This window comes from Thiohalocapsa sp. ML1, from assembly GCF_001469165.1.
Lineage (GTDB): Bacteria > Pseudomonadota > Gammaproteobacteria > Chromatiales > Chromatiaceae > Thiohalocapsa.
In genome coordinates this window covers 144,583-160,480 of sequence record NZ_JABX01000005.1, presented here as the reverse complement: position 1 = coordinate 160,480, position 15,898 = coordinate 144,583, and the positions used below count along the sequence as shown (strand labels likewise).

Below are 15,898 nucleotides of genomic sequence, written 5' to 3'. Positions count from 1 at the left end.
TCAATAGAAAACGTGGTCCGTCCCTGTTTTTCACCTGTTTTTCACGCTGTTTTTCACGCTCTATCAATAGAAAACGTGGTCCGTCCCTGTTTTTCACTGATCAGCGCGTCCAGGTAGCGCGGGAAAAGCGCCCGCAGCGCGGCCTGATCCTCTGCCTGCAGCATGTCGATCCGCAGCCACGCGGTGCCGAGGGCGTTGACGTGGTCCACCAGCAGGTCCCGGCGCAGATCGTAGCGCGTGCTGGCGCCGGAGAAGGTGAAGGCGAGCAGCAGCCCGAGCAGCGCGAACACGGCGCCGTCGATGACGCCGCTGGCGACCTTCTCCACGCCCCCGCTCGCCCGGTGTTGCCGTCGGCCGATCGAGTGGCCGATGAGCTGGGCGATGAGCAGCCCAACGAACAGGGCAGCGGCGGTCGCGATGGACTCGACCACAGGCGGCATCGGGGTCGTCTCCAGGCATGGGACAGTTGCGGTAACAGGCCAAGGCGGGGTCGGCAAGGTCGGCGCGGCTTGCCGGCGCGCGCATCATCGCGTGCGGCGGATCGCGGCGGCAAGCCGGACCCAACGAGCCCCCGCCGCCCAACACCCGACCTCATGTCAGTCCCCGCGCCGGACGCACAGCGTGCTCCTTGGCGCTCAAATTCCCTATTTTTTGTGGGGCGGTTGCGCTGCGACAATGACGCCGTGCGCTTACCCGCAGAAGATGCCGGCGTCGCGCGACCGCGCCGATGAGGCCCCACCCGCCTCGCTCGGCGCGAGCGCTTTCAGCCCATTCGAAGAGCTGCTGCCATGAGCTTCGCCAGCGTCCCACACAACCCGCCGGTACTCGACGGCCTGGCCATGCGGACCACGGCCAAGCAGAAGCTGGCGGCATCGGCGAACACCCGGGATCTGTTCCATCGCTTGTGTCTGCTGCATCGGCTCAACCGCCGGCACAGCGGCATCTGGCAAGCCGGCTCAGCCCTGGAGGCCATGCGCAGCCGGAAATGACCCGGCGGCGCCGCGAACCGTGAAGGACTGGTGGGCTCCCTGTACCATTGCCGGCTTGTGCCGCCGCCACCGACCTTCACGCCTGCGCCATGCCCTCGTTTGACCTGGATCTCTCCACCCTCACTGCCGTTTCTCCCATCGACGGCCGCTACGGCTCAAAAACCGCTGCGCTTCGGCCCATCGTCAGCGAGTACGGGCTGATCCGGCACCGGGTGCTGGTGGAGGTGCGCTGGCTGCAGGCGCTCGCGGCGAGCGCGGACATCCCGGAGGTGCCGCGCTTCTCCGCCGAAGCGGACGCCCTGCTCAATGCCATCGCCGCGGACTTCTCGGTGGACGACGCCGCCCGCGTCAAGGCCATCGAGCGCACGACGAATCACGACGTCAAGGCGGTGGAATACTTCCTGAAGGAGCGCGTGGCCGACCACGCCGAGCTGGCGGCGGTGTCCGAGTTCATCCACTTCGCCTGCACCAGCGAGGACATCAACAACCTCTGCCATGGGCTGATGCTGCGGGCGGCGCGCGATGAGGTTCTGCTGCCGGCGATGAGCACGGTCATCGATGGCGTGCGTGCGCTGGCCCATCGGTATGCGGACGAGCCGATGCTCTCGCGCACCCACGGCCAGCCGGCCTCCCCGACGACGCTGGGCAAGGAGATGGCGAACGTCGTGCACCGGCTGCGCATCCAGCGCGATGCCGTCGCCGGGGTCCGGCTGCTCGGCAAGATCAACGGTGCCGTCGGCAACTACAACGCCCATCTCGCGGCCTATCCGGACATCGACTGGCCGGGCTTCGCACAGGCGTTCGTCGAGTCGCTCGGGCTCGCTTGGAATCCCTACACCACGCAGATCGAGCCGCACGACACCATGGCCGAGCTGTTCGATGCCCAGGCCCGGTTCAACACCGTGCTGTTGGATTTCTGCCGCGATGTCTGGGGCTATATCTCGCTGGGCTACTTCAAGCAGCGCACCGTCGCCGGCGAGGTCGGCTCCTCGACCATGCCGCACAAGGTGAACCCCATCGATTTCGAGAACGCGGAGGGCAACCTGGGGCTAGCCAACGCGATCCTGGGCCATCTCGGCACCAAGCTCCCGGTGTCGCGCTGGCAGCGCGATCTGACCGACTCCACGGTGCTGCGCAACCTCGGCGTCGCCCTCGCCCACACGCTGATCGCGCTGCAATCGGCCGAGAAGGGCATCGCCAAGCTGGAGGCGGACCCGGAGCGCTTAGCCGCGGACCTGGACGCCAACTGGGAGGTGCTGGCCGAGCCCATCCAGACCGTCATGCGCCGCTATGGCGTCGAGCAGCCCTACGAGAAGCTGAAGGAGCTCACGCGCGGGCGGCGTATCGGCCCGGATGCCTTGGCCGCCTTCGTCGACAGCCTGGACATCCCGGAGCATGCCAAGGCGGAGCTCAAAGCGCTGACCCCGGCCCGCTACATCGGCAATGCCGCGGAGCAGGCGCGCAGCGTGTAGCGCTTCGGTCAACGCTTCCTTCGTTGTCGTGGTCGTGGTCGTGGTCGTGGTCGTAATCGAATATCCGAGCGGACGACACCGACAACGACAAGGAACTGAGACGGTCTCCGGACTTCTCTCAAATGCCGCGGTCTTGCCTCGGCACCCGTCAAAATGCACCGATCCCTCCGCCATTTCGGTACCTCGGCGCACCGGGGCGCGGAGCGCCCGCAGACGCGCGACACCGCTGGAGCGGTGTCGCGAGTCGAAGAAGGGCCGAAGGCCGAGGAGGGTCCTCAGCAGATCCCATGCCCTGCCGGTCCAGGAAGGGCGCAAACGGCACAAAAAAAGCCCGCCACGCAGAACGTGGCGGGCTTTTGGGCAGGCTGCTCTCGGCGCTGGTGGCCGAGAGGCTGTGCCGAGCCGATGGGCTTACTCGACGGGCGGAATCGGCAGCACCACGACGCGGCGGCGCAGCGGGTTGTTCTCGAGCGGGCCCAGGTCGCCGATTTCGTACTCGGTCGGGACCTCCCAGGAGTGACCGGTGACGCGGCCGATGTCTTCCGGCGGAACACCGCGGTCGATCATGTAGTTGCGGATGGTGTCGGCACGGTTCTCACTCAGCACCAGGTTATGCTCCCAGCTACCGAGCTTGTCGGTGAAGCCGCCGATCTTGAGCTGCTCGCGAACCGGGGAAGCCTTGAGCTGTTCGATGTAGTCGTCCAGGTTGGCCAGCACCTCGGGGTTCAGGATGTCGTCCATCCCGTAGCGGTCCAGCGCGAACTGGATGCGCAGCACCAGCGGCTCGGTGACCGCCCACTCGCAGGGCGGCAGGTTGCTCGGGCCATCCGGCGCGGCCGACTGCCAGCACTCGCCGTAGCTGGTGACCCAGAGCTGGCCATCCGGAACCGTCGGGTCACCGGAGGCGTACCAATAGGTGTCGTCCGATTCCTGGGCGACGGCATTGAAGCTGAGGGCCGCGGCGGCCGGGACCGCCAGCGCGAGGGTGCGCAGGGTTTGGAGATATCGCATCGTTAGACTCCCGAGTGTTGCGTGGTGACAAAATGGGCAGGGGCAAGTGCTGCTGCAAGAGGCCGCGTTTAACCGGTTTCTATCGCAATGCGTCAGGTTGCAGGTGTGCGCTCGCCGAGCAGGGGTACAAGGATCGGCTCCAATAGTGTAGCGAATGTCAGCGGCATTAGTGCAACTTTTTTGATTCTTTCGGGCTTCTTGCATCATCACTCTGAGCTGTATTCGATAAACGATTTATTTTATTGACCTTTTTATATCACACCAGCACCACAGAATCGCCACCACTGTTGCTTAGACACGACAAGCCATGCCCTATCGCACCCAATCGCTGGTCCGTGGCGCGGCCTTCATCGTCCTCGGCGAGCTGTGCTTCGCGACCATGGGCGTCTGCATCCGGCTCGTGTCCACGGAGCTCGACAACGAGATGATCGTGTTCGCACGCAACTTGCTCGGCCTCGCGCTGCTGCTGCCGTGGCTCGCGCACCGCGGGTTCGGCAACCTCGCCACCCGGCTGCCTGCGCTGCACCTGCTGCGCGCCGTGGCCGGCGTTTCGGCCATGTACTGCTTCTTCTACGCCATCGCGGTGATGCCGCTCGCCGAGGCGATGCTGCTGAAACTCACCGCGCCCATCTTCATGCCGGTGATCGCCGTGCTGTGGCTGCATGAGCGCGTGACGCCGGCGCTCGCGCTCGCGCTCGGCATCGGCTTCGCCGGCGTGGCGGTCATCCTCGACCCGAGCTTCGCCGACGGCCGGATCAGCGTCTCGCCGGCCGCGCTGATCGGCTTGCTCGGCGGCATCCTCGCGGCGCTGGCCAAGGTCACCGTGCGCCGCCTGTCGCGGAGCGAGCCGCCGACGCGCATCGTCTTCTACTTCGCGCTGATCGCGGCTGCCATCTCGGCCGTTCCGCTGTTGTGGTCGTGGCAGACGCCGTCGCTGCCCGCCGCCCTCGGCCTGGTCGGCGTCGCCATCGCGGCCACGCTAGGCCAACTTGCGCTGACGCGCGGGCTGTCGCTGGCGCCCGCGTCCAGCATGGGGGTGTTCGGCTACTCCGCCGTGGTGTTCGGTGCCGCGTACGGCTGGCTCCTGTGGGCGGAGCCGCTGACGCCCGGCACCATGCTCGGCACGCTGCTCATCGCGCTGGCCGGGCTGCTCGCGGCGCGCTCTACGCGCCGCCCGGGCTTGGTGGGCCGGCAGGCGGCGCCTGTCGCCGGGAGGGGACTATGATCGATCTGCCCCGGACCCTGCGCTGGCCCGATGGCCTCGACGCAGCGCGGTTCCTCCGGGACTTCTGGCAGCGCCGTCCGCTGCTGTTGCCCGGGGCGTTCCCCGGCATCCGCTCGCCGGTGGAGCCCGACGAGCTCGCCGGTCTCGCCTGCGACCCGGACGTGGAATCGCGCATCGTTCACGAGCACGACCCCAAGCGGCCCTGGCAGGTGAGCCACGGCCCCTTCGATGAGGCCGTGTTCGCAAACCTGCCCGAGACGCACTGGACGCTCCTCGTGCAGGACGTGGACAAGCATGTACCGGCGGTGGCCGAGCTGCTGGCGTGCTTCGACTTCCTGCCCGCCTGGCGGCTCGACGACATCATGATCAGTTGGGCGGAGGACGGCGGCTCCGTGGGACCGCACCTGGACCAGTACGATGTCTTTCTGGTGCAGGTCCAGGGCCACCGCCGCTGGCGCATCGTGACCCGGCCGAATCCACCCACCGGGATACTGCCGGACCTGGATCTGCGCATCCTCCGCGACTTCGAGCCGGACCAGGACTGGCTGCTCGGCCCCGGCGATGTGCTTTACCTACCCCCGGGCGTGCCGCACTGGGGCATTGCAGAGGGGCCGTGCATGACCTGGTCCGTCGGGCTGCGGGCGCCGGCTTGGCACGAGCTCGCGGCGGATTGGTTCCAGCATCTGTTGGAGACGCGCGCCGATGACAGCCGCTGGCGCGACCCGCCCGAGCCCGAGCCCGCGGCGAGCATCCCTGATCCGGCGGAGCTGCCGGCGTCGCTGCCGCGGATTATGCGCAGCGAGATCGAGCGGCTCGTCGCCGACGCGGACGAGGATCTATTTCGGCGCTGGCTCGGCGCCACGCTGACGGAGCAGAAGCCGAACATCGCCCTGCTGCCGCCGGAGCCCGCCTGGCCGGGTGCCGAGGTGCTGTCGCTGCTACGCGCCCGGGGCGAGCTCCGACGCGACGGCGCGTCGCGGCTCCTCTACCTGCGCGGCGTCGGCGCGGACGAGCCCGATCTGCTGTTCGCAAACGGCGACTGCCATGCGCTCCCGGCCGGGCGCTGCGGCTTCCTGCCCGCGCTCTGCCGGCGCCCGGGGTTGCTCGCCGCCGACGCCGAGCGGTGGCTGGCGGACGCCGCCTGCGTCGCGCTCTTGGCCGCGCTCTTCAACGCGGGGCATTTCGTGATTCCGGACGACGGGCTGCCGGACTGATTGCTGGATTGCGTTCTCGCCGATCGGCAGCAATTCTGCCGAAGCCTGATGGTGCAACCGTCCGCAGTGGAACCCAACGTGGGGCGATCGCGATTGCTATCGATGGTGAGCGACAGCGGACGAATGCGGTTGGGGTTAGAGTTTGGATCTTGATTCCGATTTCGATCCCGATTTCGATTTCGGCGAACGGCACTGGCGGAACGTGAGTGTCGGGGATGAGTGGGTTTTTGAACGGTTCCCAACCAAGCATGCTTGATCCGTCCAACACCACCTACCGCATCCGCCGCGCCGACTGGGAGCGCGATGCCCCGGCGCTGCAGGCCATCCGCCGGCAGGTCTTCGTGCGCGAGCAACAGGTGCCCGAGGCGCTGGAGTGGGACGGCCTCGATACCGAGGCCGTCCACGTCATCGCCGAGGGCGCCGACGGCGAGCCGCTGGGCACCGCGCGGCTGCTGCCCTCCGGCCAGATCGGCCGGATGGCGGTGCTGGCGGCGCACCGCCGGCAGGGCATCGGCCGGGCGCTGCTGCTGGAGCTCGTGCGCAGCGCCGGCGCGGACGCCTTGCCGGACCTGTTCCTGAACGCGCAGACCCACGCCCTGCCCTTCTACGCAAGGCTCGGCTTCGCGCCCGAGGGCGAGGCATTCGACGAGGCCGGCATCCCGCACCGGCGCATGCACCTCGCCGATGCCGGGCAGCTTCAGGCCGCGGACCTCGCCCAGCGGCTGCTCGGCGCCAGCGCTGGACCGCTGCGGCTCGACTCGCTGCATGCCCAAAGCGACGCCGCGAGCCGCTTGGCGGCGCAGGCGCAGACCGAGCTCCTGGTCATTACGCCGAACCTGGAGCCCGCCCTGTACGACCGCCGGCCGGTGCTGGATGCGATGACCCGCCTGGCCGTGGCGCGCCGCGGCCGGCTGCCGGTGCGGGTGCTGCTCGCCGACGCCGAGGCACCGACCAAGCGCGGCCACCGGCTCATCGAGCTCTCGCGGCGCCTCAGCTCCGCCATTGCGCTGCGCTGTCTGCCGGAGGAGCTGGCCGATGCCGCCGAGCCCTGCCTCATCGCCGATGAGTGCGGCTATGCGCTACGCCGGGTGTCGGCCCCGGACAGCCTGGTCGTGGACTTCGCCGATGGCGCCCGGGCAAGCCAGTTGCGGCGGCGCTTCGAGCAGCTCTGGCAGCAGAGCGACCTGCACCCCGGCCTGCGGCGGCTGTACCTGTGAAGCTGTACCTGTGAAGCTGTACCCGTGAAAGTAACGCTATGAACCTGAATCCCCGCCCGCAAGCCCGGCCGCGGCCGCGGTGCTGGCTCGGCGCGCTGCTGCTGCTCGCCGTCGGCAGCGTCGCCGCCGAGCCGCCGCTCACCATTATCGAGCCTCAGCACCGGCTGCCGGCGGAGCTGATCCCGCAGCTCGCGCCGCTGGCCGGCCCGGATGGCGTGGTCACGGGCGCCAACAATCTGCTCTTGGTGCGGGCGTCACCGGCGCGGCTCGCGGATATTCGCCGCGCGCTCGACGTGCTGGACCGCCCGGCCCGGAACCTGCTGGTGGAGGTCCGAAGCGTGCTCGACCGGCAAGCGCAGCGCCGCGGCGCGGTCATCAGCGTGGACGAGCCCGTCGGCGAGCAGGGCCGCGTCGTCATCGGCCCCGGCGGCAGGACGGGCATCGACGTGCGCGCCGACCAGCGCGGGGAGCGCCGGCAGGTGTTGCAGCAGGTCCGCGTCGTCGATGGCGGCAGCGCCCGCATCGAGCTCGGCACCACCACGCCGGTGCCGCTGCGCGAGCACTGGCGCACGCCGGGCGGCGCCTGGCAGCGCGACAGCATCACGGCCGTGGACACGGGCAGCGGCTTCAGCGTGACCCCGCGGGTCATGGGCGAGCGCGTGGTAGTAGACATCGCGCAGCGCACCGCGGTGCTCGACGGCCGGCAGGTGAGCGGCGGTGGCGTGCAGACCCAGGTGACGGGTCCGCTCGGCGCCTGGCTGCCGCTCGGCAGCACCGACGCGACCGGGCGCCGCGGGGCCGCCGGCATCGCCGGCCGCGGGCAGGAAACGACGGGCGACCTGTCGCAGCTTGAGATCCGGGTGAGGGCTGCCGATTAGCTTGCTTGAGGGAACAAGGCGCTTGAGGGCCAAGGGCCAAGAGGGCCAAGGGCCAAGGGCGAAGGGAGCCCTCCTCGGCCCTCGGCCCTCGGCCCTTCCACTACAGCGAGTCCACGAGCTTGGTCGCGAGCCCCGTCTCCAGCGCCTCGGCCAGCGAGATCCAGTACATGCTGTTGTTCGGCACCGAGGCCGCGGCCAGCGCGACGGTGTCGTCGATGCCCATTTCGCGCAGGTACAGCGCCGCGGCCACCACCGAGAGCTGGCCGCCCTCGTGGCTGCTCAGGTGCCGCGGAACCTTGCTCTGGTGGATGCCGAGCTGCGCGCGCCGGGTCACGTAGCGCTCGATGCCGCCGGCCAGCACATCGACGCAGGCGGACGTGCAAATGCCGGTGACGCCGACCCGGAGCCCGTTCTGGCGCAGGTAACGGCCGAGCCGCCGCGCCTCGTACAGCGAGCCGCCGGGGCTCGAGATCAAGAGCCCGATGGCCTTTTCGGTGCGGAGCTTGTCGATGACATCATCGGCGAAGCCGTCGCGGATCTCGCCATTGACGACGATCCAGGTGTTGCCGATCTTGCCGGCGCCGTCGAAGCGCACCAGGCTCGGGGTGGTGCCGGTGAGCGTCGCGAGCTTCTCGCAGGCGCTTAGCGTCAGGCGCCGCAGCGATGCGCGTGCCGAGGGGTCCGCCGCCGCCAGGGTCAGCGCATTGGCCCGCTCCACCATGTCTTCCACCTCGATACCGTAGCGCTCGACGGCGGCGATGACCACCGCATCGGTGGCGCCGCGGTCCTCGTTCTGCACGACACGGCGCAGGTGGCAGGCGGCGATGGTCGTGAGCAGCTCATCGCGCTCCATGCCCGCCGGTAGCGCCGACTTGCCGCCGACGCCAAGCCCGGCGCAGCCCCCCAAGAGCAGCGCCGCGGCCAGCGCGACGACGCCCGCCCAAGGTCCGACGCTCGATGGGCGCTGCCCGCGCCCGCGGCGCTGCGAGCTCGATCGATGCGCTGTTGCCTGCTGCTGCATGGGGGAGCACCTCTCTATCAGGCGCGGCGAACCGGGACGCCCGCGTCGGCCAAGGCCGCCTTGACCGCGGCGATGGGCACCTCGCGGCGATGGAAGATGCCGGCGGCGAGCGCCGCGTCGGCGCCGGTCTCGGCAAACACCTCGACGAAATGGGCCGGGCTGCCGGCGCCGCTGGAGGCGATGACCGGGATGCGCACGGCGCCGCGCACAGCTTGCACTAGCTCCAGATCGAAGCCGGCGCCGCTGCCGTCGCGGTCGATGCTGTTCAGCAGAATCTCGCCGGCGCCGAGCTGCTCGCAGACCCGGGCGAGCTCCACGGCGTCCACATCGCGCCCCTCGCGTCCGCCGCTCACGGTGCACTGGAACCAGCAGAAGCGCTCGCCGTTAGGCCCCGGGATGGCGGTCTCGATGACCGTCCGCTGCGTGGCGTCCGGGGCATCCACGTAGACCCGCCGCGGGTCGATGGAGATGACGACGGCCTGGTTGCCGTAGCGCGCGGCGATCTGCTCGATGGCGCTGGTGCCGTCGGCGCCGCGCGCCCGCACCTGCTCCACCGTGTAGACCGCATCGGAGCCGATGGAGATCTTGTCGGCACCGGAGCGGAAGTACTCAGCGGCCACGTCGAGCGCGCTGTGCGCCCGGCCGTCGGCATCGGTGAAGGCGCGAATGCCACCGCCGATGGTGAGCGGCACGAAGACCTGCTCCGAGGTACGTCTCAGGACTTCCAGCATCGGCTGGTCGCGCAGTGGGAAATCCCGGAACGCGGTGATATTGAGAAAGGTGATCTCATCCGCGCCCTCGTGGTAGTAGCGCGCGGCGAGGTCCACGGGCTTGCCCAGGTTGCGCACCTCGCCCTGCTCGCGCACGTCGTACTGATCGCCCTTGGTGACCACGAGGTCGCCCTGGTCGTTGCTGCGCACGTCGAGGCAGGCGATGACGCGCTTGGCCAGCCGCGTCGGCGGCGTAGGCGGCGGTGTGCTGCCGGGGGTGCCCACCGACACCTCGCCCGCCAAAAAACGTCTCAGCAGCTCGATGCCGGGCTCGCCGCTCTTCTCGGGATGGAACTGCAGCGCAATCACCTGCCCGTGCTGCACGGCGGCGACGAAGGGCTGGCCATAGTCGGTCTCGGCGAGCAGCCAGTCCGCGGTGCCGGCATCAGCGCGCGCGCAGTAGGAGTGCACGAAGTAGAAGCGCTCGGCCTCGAGCTCCGCCAGCAGCGCCGACTCACGCCGTGGCCGCAGCCCGTTCCAGCCCATGTGCGGTACCGACAGCGCCGCCGCCGGAAAACGCTCCACCTGCCCCGGCAGCACGCCGAGACCGGGCACGCCGGGGGATTCCGCACTGCCCTCGAACAGGCATTGCAAGCCGATGCAGATACCGAGAAAGGGCCGGTCCGCGAGCAGATACTCCCGCAGCGGCTCGGCGAAACCGAGCTCGCGGAGCCGCCCCATCGCCGCACCGAAGGCGCCGACACCGGGAAACAACAGGCGCTCGGCGCCCAGGATGTCCGCGGGGGTGCGGACATCGGTGAGCGCAAAGCCCAGGCGCGCGACGGCGTTGCGCAGACTGCGCACGTTGCCGGCACCATAGTCGAGGAGAGAGATCATCGCGTGCGGCCGTGGTCGGGAAACGGGCGAGAGTTTACCAGCCCGTCATACTCGCATCGCAGCCGCCCGTCCTGCGCCGGTCGGCGCAGCGCGCCGCCATGGCGCCAGGCCTGCCGCGCGTCGCGCCGCGGGGCTCAGATCTCGATGCCCTCGGCCTCAACGACCCGCGCCAGTGCCGCCTCCATGGTGGCGCGCGCCTGCGCCGTCGCCGCGTGCAGGAACGCGTGCAGCGCGGCATCGTCGACGTTGCGGCTCTCGCACTCCCGCGAATAGGCCTCGAACGCCACCAGCGTTGACACCAGCTCCACCAGATGGTGCGGGCATTCACACTTCACCGCCGGCGATGCGGCGGCGATGCGGCTCAGCGCAGCCGTGTCGTAGCGCCGCGGCGGCACCGGTGCGCTGAGATCGAAATCCACGAACGCTGCCCCGGTGCCCCGCCCGGCGGCATGCAGCGCAAGACACCAGCGCTTGAGCTCGGCCGGGTCCACCGGCGCGCGCTTCGGCTGCATGTGCAAGGCCTGCAGCCGGGTAATGACCTCACGGCTCGCGTAGTTGTAGACCACGAGCGTACGCGGTGCGCCGGAGCGGGCGGCCAGGTCCGTGATGTGGCGAAGCTCGTCTTCGTGCAGTGTCGGCCACTCCAGCACCAGGAGGTCGAGACCGAGCTGGTGGACACGGTCGCGGAACAGTGTCTCTTCGGTGAAAAGCCCGACCAGCTCCACCCCATCGCCGTCCGCACTGGCCGCCTCCGTGAGGGACCCGTGATGCCGCAACAGCAACGGCAGCGACGGACCGAGCACCGCGACCCGGCAGGGGCGCTGATCCGGTGCCGCCGGTGACGGGCTGTCCAGCCCCTGGGCGCGCTCGCGCAGGTGCTCCAGCGACAGCCGTGCGACATGGCTGATGGCATCGCCGTTGTCCACCAGCCGCTTGATCAGGTTGAGCCGGCTCACGTCCAGGGCTCGGTACAGGCGTGTGCCGGCGTCCGAGCGCACCGGGGTCACGACGGCATAGCGTCGCTCCCAGACCCGCAAAGTGTCCGGCGGGATGCCGGTCAGCCTGGCGACGGCACCGATGCGATAGGTCTGGCCGACCTCGGACTCGTCGGCGTCACTCACGGCTAGGCCCCCGGCGCAGCAGCGGACTTGTAGATCTTTTGTCCATATTTAGTGCAGACAGAATATTGACAACGCGGAGCCTTGGGTCTAAGTTGTAGCTCACGTGCACGGAGAACCTGGTCAAAACATAGACAGCCAGGCAGACGCCCGCGAGAGACCCGGTTACCTCGGTGAGCGTCTGGCTCGAAGATGGTGCCAGACCGGCCGCGTCCAAGTTTTGAACAGGATAATCCCTACGCTAGCTACCCTGTCCAGCCCGCGAGAAGCGACGCGCCCTCAGCGTCCGCTAAAGGCAAATAGCCCGCAGCGGCCGCAAGGCGCCCACAACCGATCGCGCGGTCCGACCCCACCGCGCCCCACAGGAGCGAGAACCATGCTGCAAACCGTGCTGAACACCGACGCCCTGCGCGGCTTCGATCTTGAGCTGCCCCTAGCGCCCGGCACCGACAACGCCGAGCACGTCGCCTTGCTGCTCCATCGCGTGCTAAAGCTCGTCGAGGAATTTTCCGATATCCAGCACGCCAGCGCCGGGGATGTCGTGCAGGCGCTCAGCGTCGCCACCGCCCTGCGCGCGGCGATGGCGGAGATCACGGACCGGACAGGCGTAAGCGTGCCGGCCAAGCTGCTGGGGGTCGAGGCAGGTCCCAGCGGCTAGTGAGCTAGGGGCTAGGGGCTAGGGGCTAGGGGCTAGGGGCTAGCGAGGCTGCACTTCAGACCGAGCCATCGAAATCGCTATCGAAATCGAACCGAGCGGTGACTGATCCCAAGGGCCGAGGGCCGAGGCGGGCTCCGTTAGCCCTCGGCCCTTTTGCCTGCAAGCGTCGTGACGTCGTGAAACTCGACTTATCCACAAACGTTCGGCTCCCTCATGCAAGCTACGGGCCAGCCTAGCCCCTAGCCCCTAGACCCCAGCCCCTGAAAAAAGCTCGCACCCGCCGCGCCCAATAGCTGCCGGGCAGCAGCACGCCGAACACGACGGCGATGATGACGCCCTGGTACCAGAGCATGCCGAGCCAGGGCGGCGTGATACCGTTGACGAGCCATTCCTCGGCGAGGCGCTGGCCGTTGAAGAACGCGAAATAGGCCAGGAACGCCACAAACAGTCGGCCGCTAGCCCGCCGCCGGGGTGACAGTTGGGTCAGCGGCACCGCGAGCACCGCGAGGGTGACAACGCCGAGCGCGGCGGCGAGCCGATGCTGCACCTCCGCCCAGTCGCGGAGCTCGCCGGCAGCAATCAACAGCGCGGTGGGCGTCGCCGCGCGGCGGAAATTGGCGGCCTGCGACGGATCGGCGCTGGCGACGAAGTAAGTCAGCCGATCAAAGTCGAGCATGGTGTAGGCGGGGTTGCCCGGGGTGCCGTCGAAGCGCCGCCCCTCCTCCAGCACCACCGCCTGAGCGCCATCGCGGCGCGACTCCCGGTAATAGCCGTGCTCGCTCAACAGCACCCGCGGGGGATCGCTGCGGCGGTCCTGCACAAAGACGTTGGCAAAGCGGTTCTCGGCATCCACCACCGCCGCATAGAAGGTCACCGCCCCGTCGGCCTGCTGGTAGAAGCGTCCCGCCTGCAAGCCGCTGATGCGGGTCGCCTCGTCGTCCTTGCGCGCCTCGATGAGCTGGATCTCTGCCGAGGCATGGGGCTTCACCACAAGCGACATCCATGCCGTCAGCAGCGCCACCGGCAGCGCAAACAGCAGCGCGGCGCGGAACACCTGCGACGGCCCCATGCCCCCGGCCGTGAAGGCGATGAGCTCGCTGTCGCGCGCCATGCGCCCGAGCGCCATCAGCACGGCGAGAAAGGCCGCCGGCGCAATCAGCGTGGCGGTATCCCGCAATAGCTGCAAACCCAAGAATCGCAGCACGGCGCTCCCCTGCAACGCGCCGACGTTCACTTGCTCCAGCGTGCGCAGCAGCAGCATGCTCGCCACGACGAGCACCAGCGTGGCCATGATGGCCGCGAAGACCTTGAAGATCTCAAGCAGAAAATAGCGGTCGACCAGACTCCACATGCGAAGACGCTTCCGGCGGCGGGACGCGCATTGTCCGCGCTTGCCCGCATGCTGCGCAACGCCGGCGAGCAGCACCGGCGGGCCTGGCACCGGTGCTTCGCGCCGCTCGCTCTGGCGCTCTGCGCGGGACGGCGAGCCGTGGCTGCCCGCACCGACTTGCGCACGCGCAGCGCGGTGCCGAGCTTAGGCGATTGCCGGAAAAGAACGTACCGAATGGCGCAGGATTTTCGTCCGCCTTCAAGGAGCGGCAGCGGGTGCATAGTCGAACGATGCACCCGCTGCCGCGACGCAGAAGGCGGGCGAAAAGACAAGCCAGGCGGTATGTTTTTTGACAGGAATCGCCTTAGCCACACGCCTGCGGCGGACCGATCCGCAGGGCTGCGCCGAGGCTATCCTGCCCCGCCTTGGTCATTCCCGGCGGCAGCCTCCGCAGACGCCAGCACATGGCGCTCCTGGGCAAGGGTCTCGATGGCCCCGGGGCGCACCGCGCGCACCTGCCGGATTGCGTCCCGCGGCATCGTGCCGAGCGCGATCAAGAGCCGGGCGGCGGCGAGCCCGCTGCGCCCAAGCCCGCCGCGGCAGTGGACGACGACGGCCTCGCCGACGCAAAGCCGCGTGCCGAGGCTGTCCCGGACCGCAGGCCAGCCCTGCTCGAAGCGGTCGTCCGGCACGTCCACATCGCGGATCGGCAGGTGATGCCAGTCCATGCCGCGCGTGATGACGCCGTCCGCCAGCCCGGGCACCGCGAGCAGCTCCAGCTCGTGCGGCTCCAGCAGGCAGAGCACGGCACAAGCGCCCCAGGCGACGATCGCGTCCAGATCCGCATCGAGATCGCGCCACCAGCCGCCGCCGCGGGCGTAGGGGTCGCGCTTGCCCGGGCAGAAGGTGAGCCCGAGGCGGCCGCCGGTGGCCACCTGCACGGCATCGATGCGGATCGGGTCGGTGGCGCTGGTGCGCATGGTTCGAGCGTCCCCTGAGTAACGGCCGGAGCCGGGGCCGTCAGTCAGCCCGCGGCCGGCAGCGCAAAGACGTCCGCCTTGACGCCGCAGGGCTCGACCTTGCGGGCCGCCACGGGGGCGTCGTAGACGACGAGCACGGCCCCCGCCGCCGCGTCGCGCGCCGGCTGCGGCCAGAGCGCAAGGCCTTCCGCCTTGTCACCCGTCGCCTCGACGGGCACGTCGAACAACGCCGTGAGCGCCGGCCCCCGCGCGGTCAGGCTGTCGTCGGCGAGACCCGCGGCATCGCGCAGGCGCCACAGCGTCTGGCGGCCGGTGATGTCCATGGTTGGGCCGGCGAGGATCAGCAGATCGTCGCCATGCCAGACGAGATCGCGCACGCCCATGCCGTCGAGATGGATGAAGTGCTTACGATAGCGCCGCTTGCCGCGGCCGATGCGGTTCAGCCTGAGCTTCGGCGCCCTGGCATCGTCGATCTCGACCTCCAGCAGCAGCGCCCAGCCGCGCAACACCGGCCCGCGCAGTCCGAGGAAGAGCCGCGCGCCGCGGGCCGCGAGCCCTTCGATGTCGAAGCCGTTCTCCTTGCTCGCGAGCTGCGGCCAGCCGCGGCCGGCGTCCTGGCAGCGCAGGAAGGGCGCCAGGTGCTCGTCGTCGCGCAATGCCTCGCTCAGCGCATTGCCGCGCTTACCGATGGGCAACTGCGCGGTCTGCTGTGCCCCGGCCGCGTCCTGTGCCGGCTCCAGATAGCCGAGCAGGAAGCGGTTCAGGCGTCGCTTTACGTCGCGGAGCGCCTTCAACTGCTTGCGTTCCGGCTCGTCGGCGCGCGGCTTGCCGCGGGTGCTGGTGTGGGAGCCGACGAACCAGATGCGCTCGCGGCCGTGGGCATCGTCGGTGGCGTCCATGCCTTCGAGGTCCAGCTCCTCGTGCGGGCCGTCCGGCAGATCGAACAGCGGCGCTAGGTTCATGAACCGGTGCGAACCGAAGGTGACAGCACCCGAGGCGGCCGCCGGCTGCGGCGGCAGGCAAGACAGGCCGGTGAGCTCGTCGCTGGCGCACCAGAGCCGCCCGCGGCCGTCGAAACAGCAGGCCGACAGGTCGTCGCGGAACCGGTCCGGATCCGCCGCGCCGGTGAAGCGGAGCAAGGGTTGCAGCAGGGGCGTGGCAATCATCGGCGCGAGCTC

At 69.3% G+C, this 15,898-nt stretch carries 15 protein-coding genes; 7 read left to right on the top strand and 8 right to left on the bottom strand.

The window, feature by feature from the left end; all coding sequences use genetic code 11:
- Nucleotides 1–53: 53 nt before the first annotated feature.
- Nucleotides 54–440, bottom strand: a complete 387-nt coding sequence (locus ML01_RS04930; RefSeq protein WP_058554282.1) for a hypothetical protein — start codon at nucleotides 438–440, stop codon at nucleotides 54–56.
- 348 nt (nucleotides 441–788) lie between these two features.
- On the opposite strand from ML01_RS04930, the gene ML01_RS04925 reads away from it, so the two are divergent.
- Together ML01_RS04925 and purB are read left to right on the top strand one after the other, a co-directional pair.
- Nucleotides 789–989 carry a hypothetical protein gene (locus ML01_RS04925; RefSeq protein WP_058554281.1) on the top strand — a complete coding sequence of 67 codons (201 nt, stop codon included), beginning with the start codon at nucleotides 789–791 and terminating at the stop codon, nucleotides 987–989.
- Nucleotides 990–1,078: 89 nt separating this feature from the next.
- Entirely contained in the window at nucleotides 1,079–2,461 is a 1,383-nt protein-coding gene (purB, locus tag ML01_RS04920; protein ID WP_173865155.1) for an adenylosuccinate lyase, read from the top strand.
- A 411-nt stretch (nucleotides 2,462–2,872) separates the two neighbouring features.
- Here the strand turns inward: purB and ML01_RS04915 are convergent, their stop codons facing one another.
- Complete coding sequence (locus tag ML01_RS04915) at nucleotides 2,873–3,472, bottom strand: OmpA family protein (RefSeq protein WP_058554280.1); 600 nt, start codon at nucleotides 3,470–3,472, stop codon at nucleotides 2,873–2,875.
- A 307-nt stretch (nucleotides 3,473–3,779) separates the two neighbouring features.
- Here ML01_RS04915 and ML01_RS04910 point away from each other — a divergent pair, with 307 nt between their 5' ends.
- The 4 genes from ML01_RS04910 (at nucleotide 3,780) to ML01_RS04895 (ending at nucleotide 8,006) form a co-directional block, all read left to right on the top strand.
- Nucleotides 3,780–4,697, top strand: a complete 918-nt coding sequence (locus ML01_RS04910) for a DMT family transporter (protein ID WP_058554279.1) — start codon at nucleotides 3,780–3,782, stop codon at nucleotides 4,695–4,697.
- A complete protein-coding gene (locus tag ML01_RS04905) occupies nucleotides 4,694–5,911 on the top strand; it encodes a cupin domain-containing protein (protein ID WP_058554278.1) in 1,218 nt (405 codons plus the stop codon). Before ML01_RS04910 ends, ML01_RS04905 begins: the two co-directional genes overlap by 4 nt.
- Nucleotides 5,912–6,159: 248 nt before the next feature.
- The gene (locus ML01_RS30085) at nucleotides 6,160–7,128 is read left to right on the top strand and encodes a GNAT family N-acetyltransferase (RefSeq protein ID WP_216819109.1); all 969 of its coding nucleotides are present in this window, start codon (nucleotides 6,160–6,162) and stop codon (nucleotides 7,126–7,128) included.
- Between the two features lie 38 nt (nucleotides 7,129–7,166).
- A complete protein-coding gene (locus tag ML01_RS04895) occupies nucleotides 7,167–8,006 on the top strand; it encodes a hypothetical protein (RefSeq protein WP_058554277.1) in 840 nt (279 codons plus the stop codon).
- A 100-nt stretch (nucleotides 8,007–8,106) separates the two neighbouring features.
- Here ML01_RS04895 and ML01_RS04890 read toward each other — a convergent pair whose 3' ends face one another.
- The 3 genes from ML01_RS04890 to ML01_RS04880 all read right to left on the bottom strand — a co-directional run bounded on the left by ML01_RS04890 (nucleotide 8,107) and on the right by ML01_RS04880 (nucleotide 11,755).
- The gene (locus ML01_RS04890; RefSeq protein WP_254045138.1) at nucleotides 8,107–9,027 is read right to left on the bottom strand and encodes a hypothetical protein; all 921 of its coding nucleotides are present in this window, start codon (nucleotides 9,025–9,027) and stop codon (nucleotides 8,107–8,109) included.
- Nucleotides 9,028–9,044: 17 nt separating this feature from the next.
- Nucleotides 9,045–10,634 (bottom strand): imidazole glycerol phosphate synthase HisHF, encoded by a 1,590-nt coding sequence (locus tag ML01_RS04885; protein WP_058554276.1) that lies wholly within the window; start codon nucleotides 10,632–10,634, stop codon nucleotides 9,045–9,047.
- 134 nt (nucleotides 10,635–10,768) lie between these two features.
- Nucleotides 10,769–11,755 (bottom strand): MerR family transcriptional regulator, encoded by a 987-nt coding sequence (locus tag ML01_RS04880; protein ID WP_058554275.1) that lies wholly within the window; start codon nucleotides 11,753–11,755, stop codon nucleotides 10,769–10,771.
- Between the two features lie 373 nt (nucleotides 11,756–12,128).
- On the opposite strand from ML01_RS04880, the gene ML01_RS04875 reads away from it, so the two are divergent.
- Nucleotides 12,129–12,410 carry a hypothetical protein gene (locus ML01_RS04875; RefSeq protein WP_058554274.1) on the top strand — a complete coding sequence of 94 codons (282 nt, stop codon included), beginning with the start codon at nucleotides 12,129–12,131 and terminating at the stop codon, nucleotides 12,408–12,410.
- Nucleotides 12,411–12,642: 232 nt separating this feature from the next.
- Here ML01_RS04875 and lptF read toward each other — a convergent pair whose 3' ends face one another.
- The 3 genes from lptF to ML01_RS04860 all read right to left on the bottom strand — a co-directional run bounded on the left by lptF (nucleotide 12,643) and on the right by ML01_RS04860 (nucleotide 15,886).
- Nucleotides 12,643–13,761: an LPS export ABC transporter permease LptF gene (gene lptF / locus ML01_RS04870; protein WP_058554273.1), complete on the bottom strand. Its 1,119-nt coding sequence runs from the start codon at nucleotides 13,759–13,761 to the stop codon at nucleotides 12,643–12,645.
- A 389-nt stretch (nucleotides 13,762–14,150) separates the two neighbouring features.
- Nucleotides 14,151–14,720 (bottom strand): hypothetical protein, encoded by a 570-nt coding sequence (locus tag ML01_RS04865; RefSeq protein WP_058554272.1) that lies wholly within the window; start codon nucleotides 14,718–14,720, stop codon nucleotides 14,151–14,153.
- Nucleotides 14,721–14,764: 44 nt separating this feature from the next.
- Entirely contained in the window at nucleotides 14,765–15,886 is a 1,122-nt protein-coding gene (locus ML01_RS04860; protein ID WP_058554271.1) for a DUF3616 domain-containing protein, read from the bottom strand.
- Nucleotides 15,887–15,898: the final 12 nt, after the last annotated feature.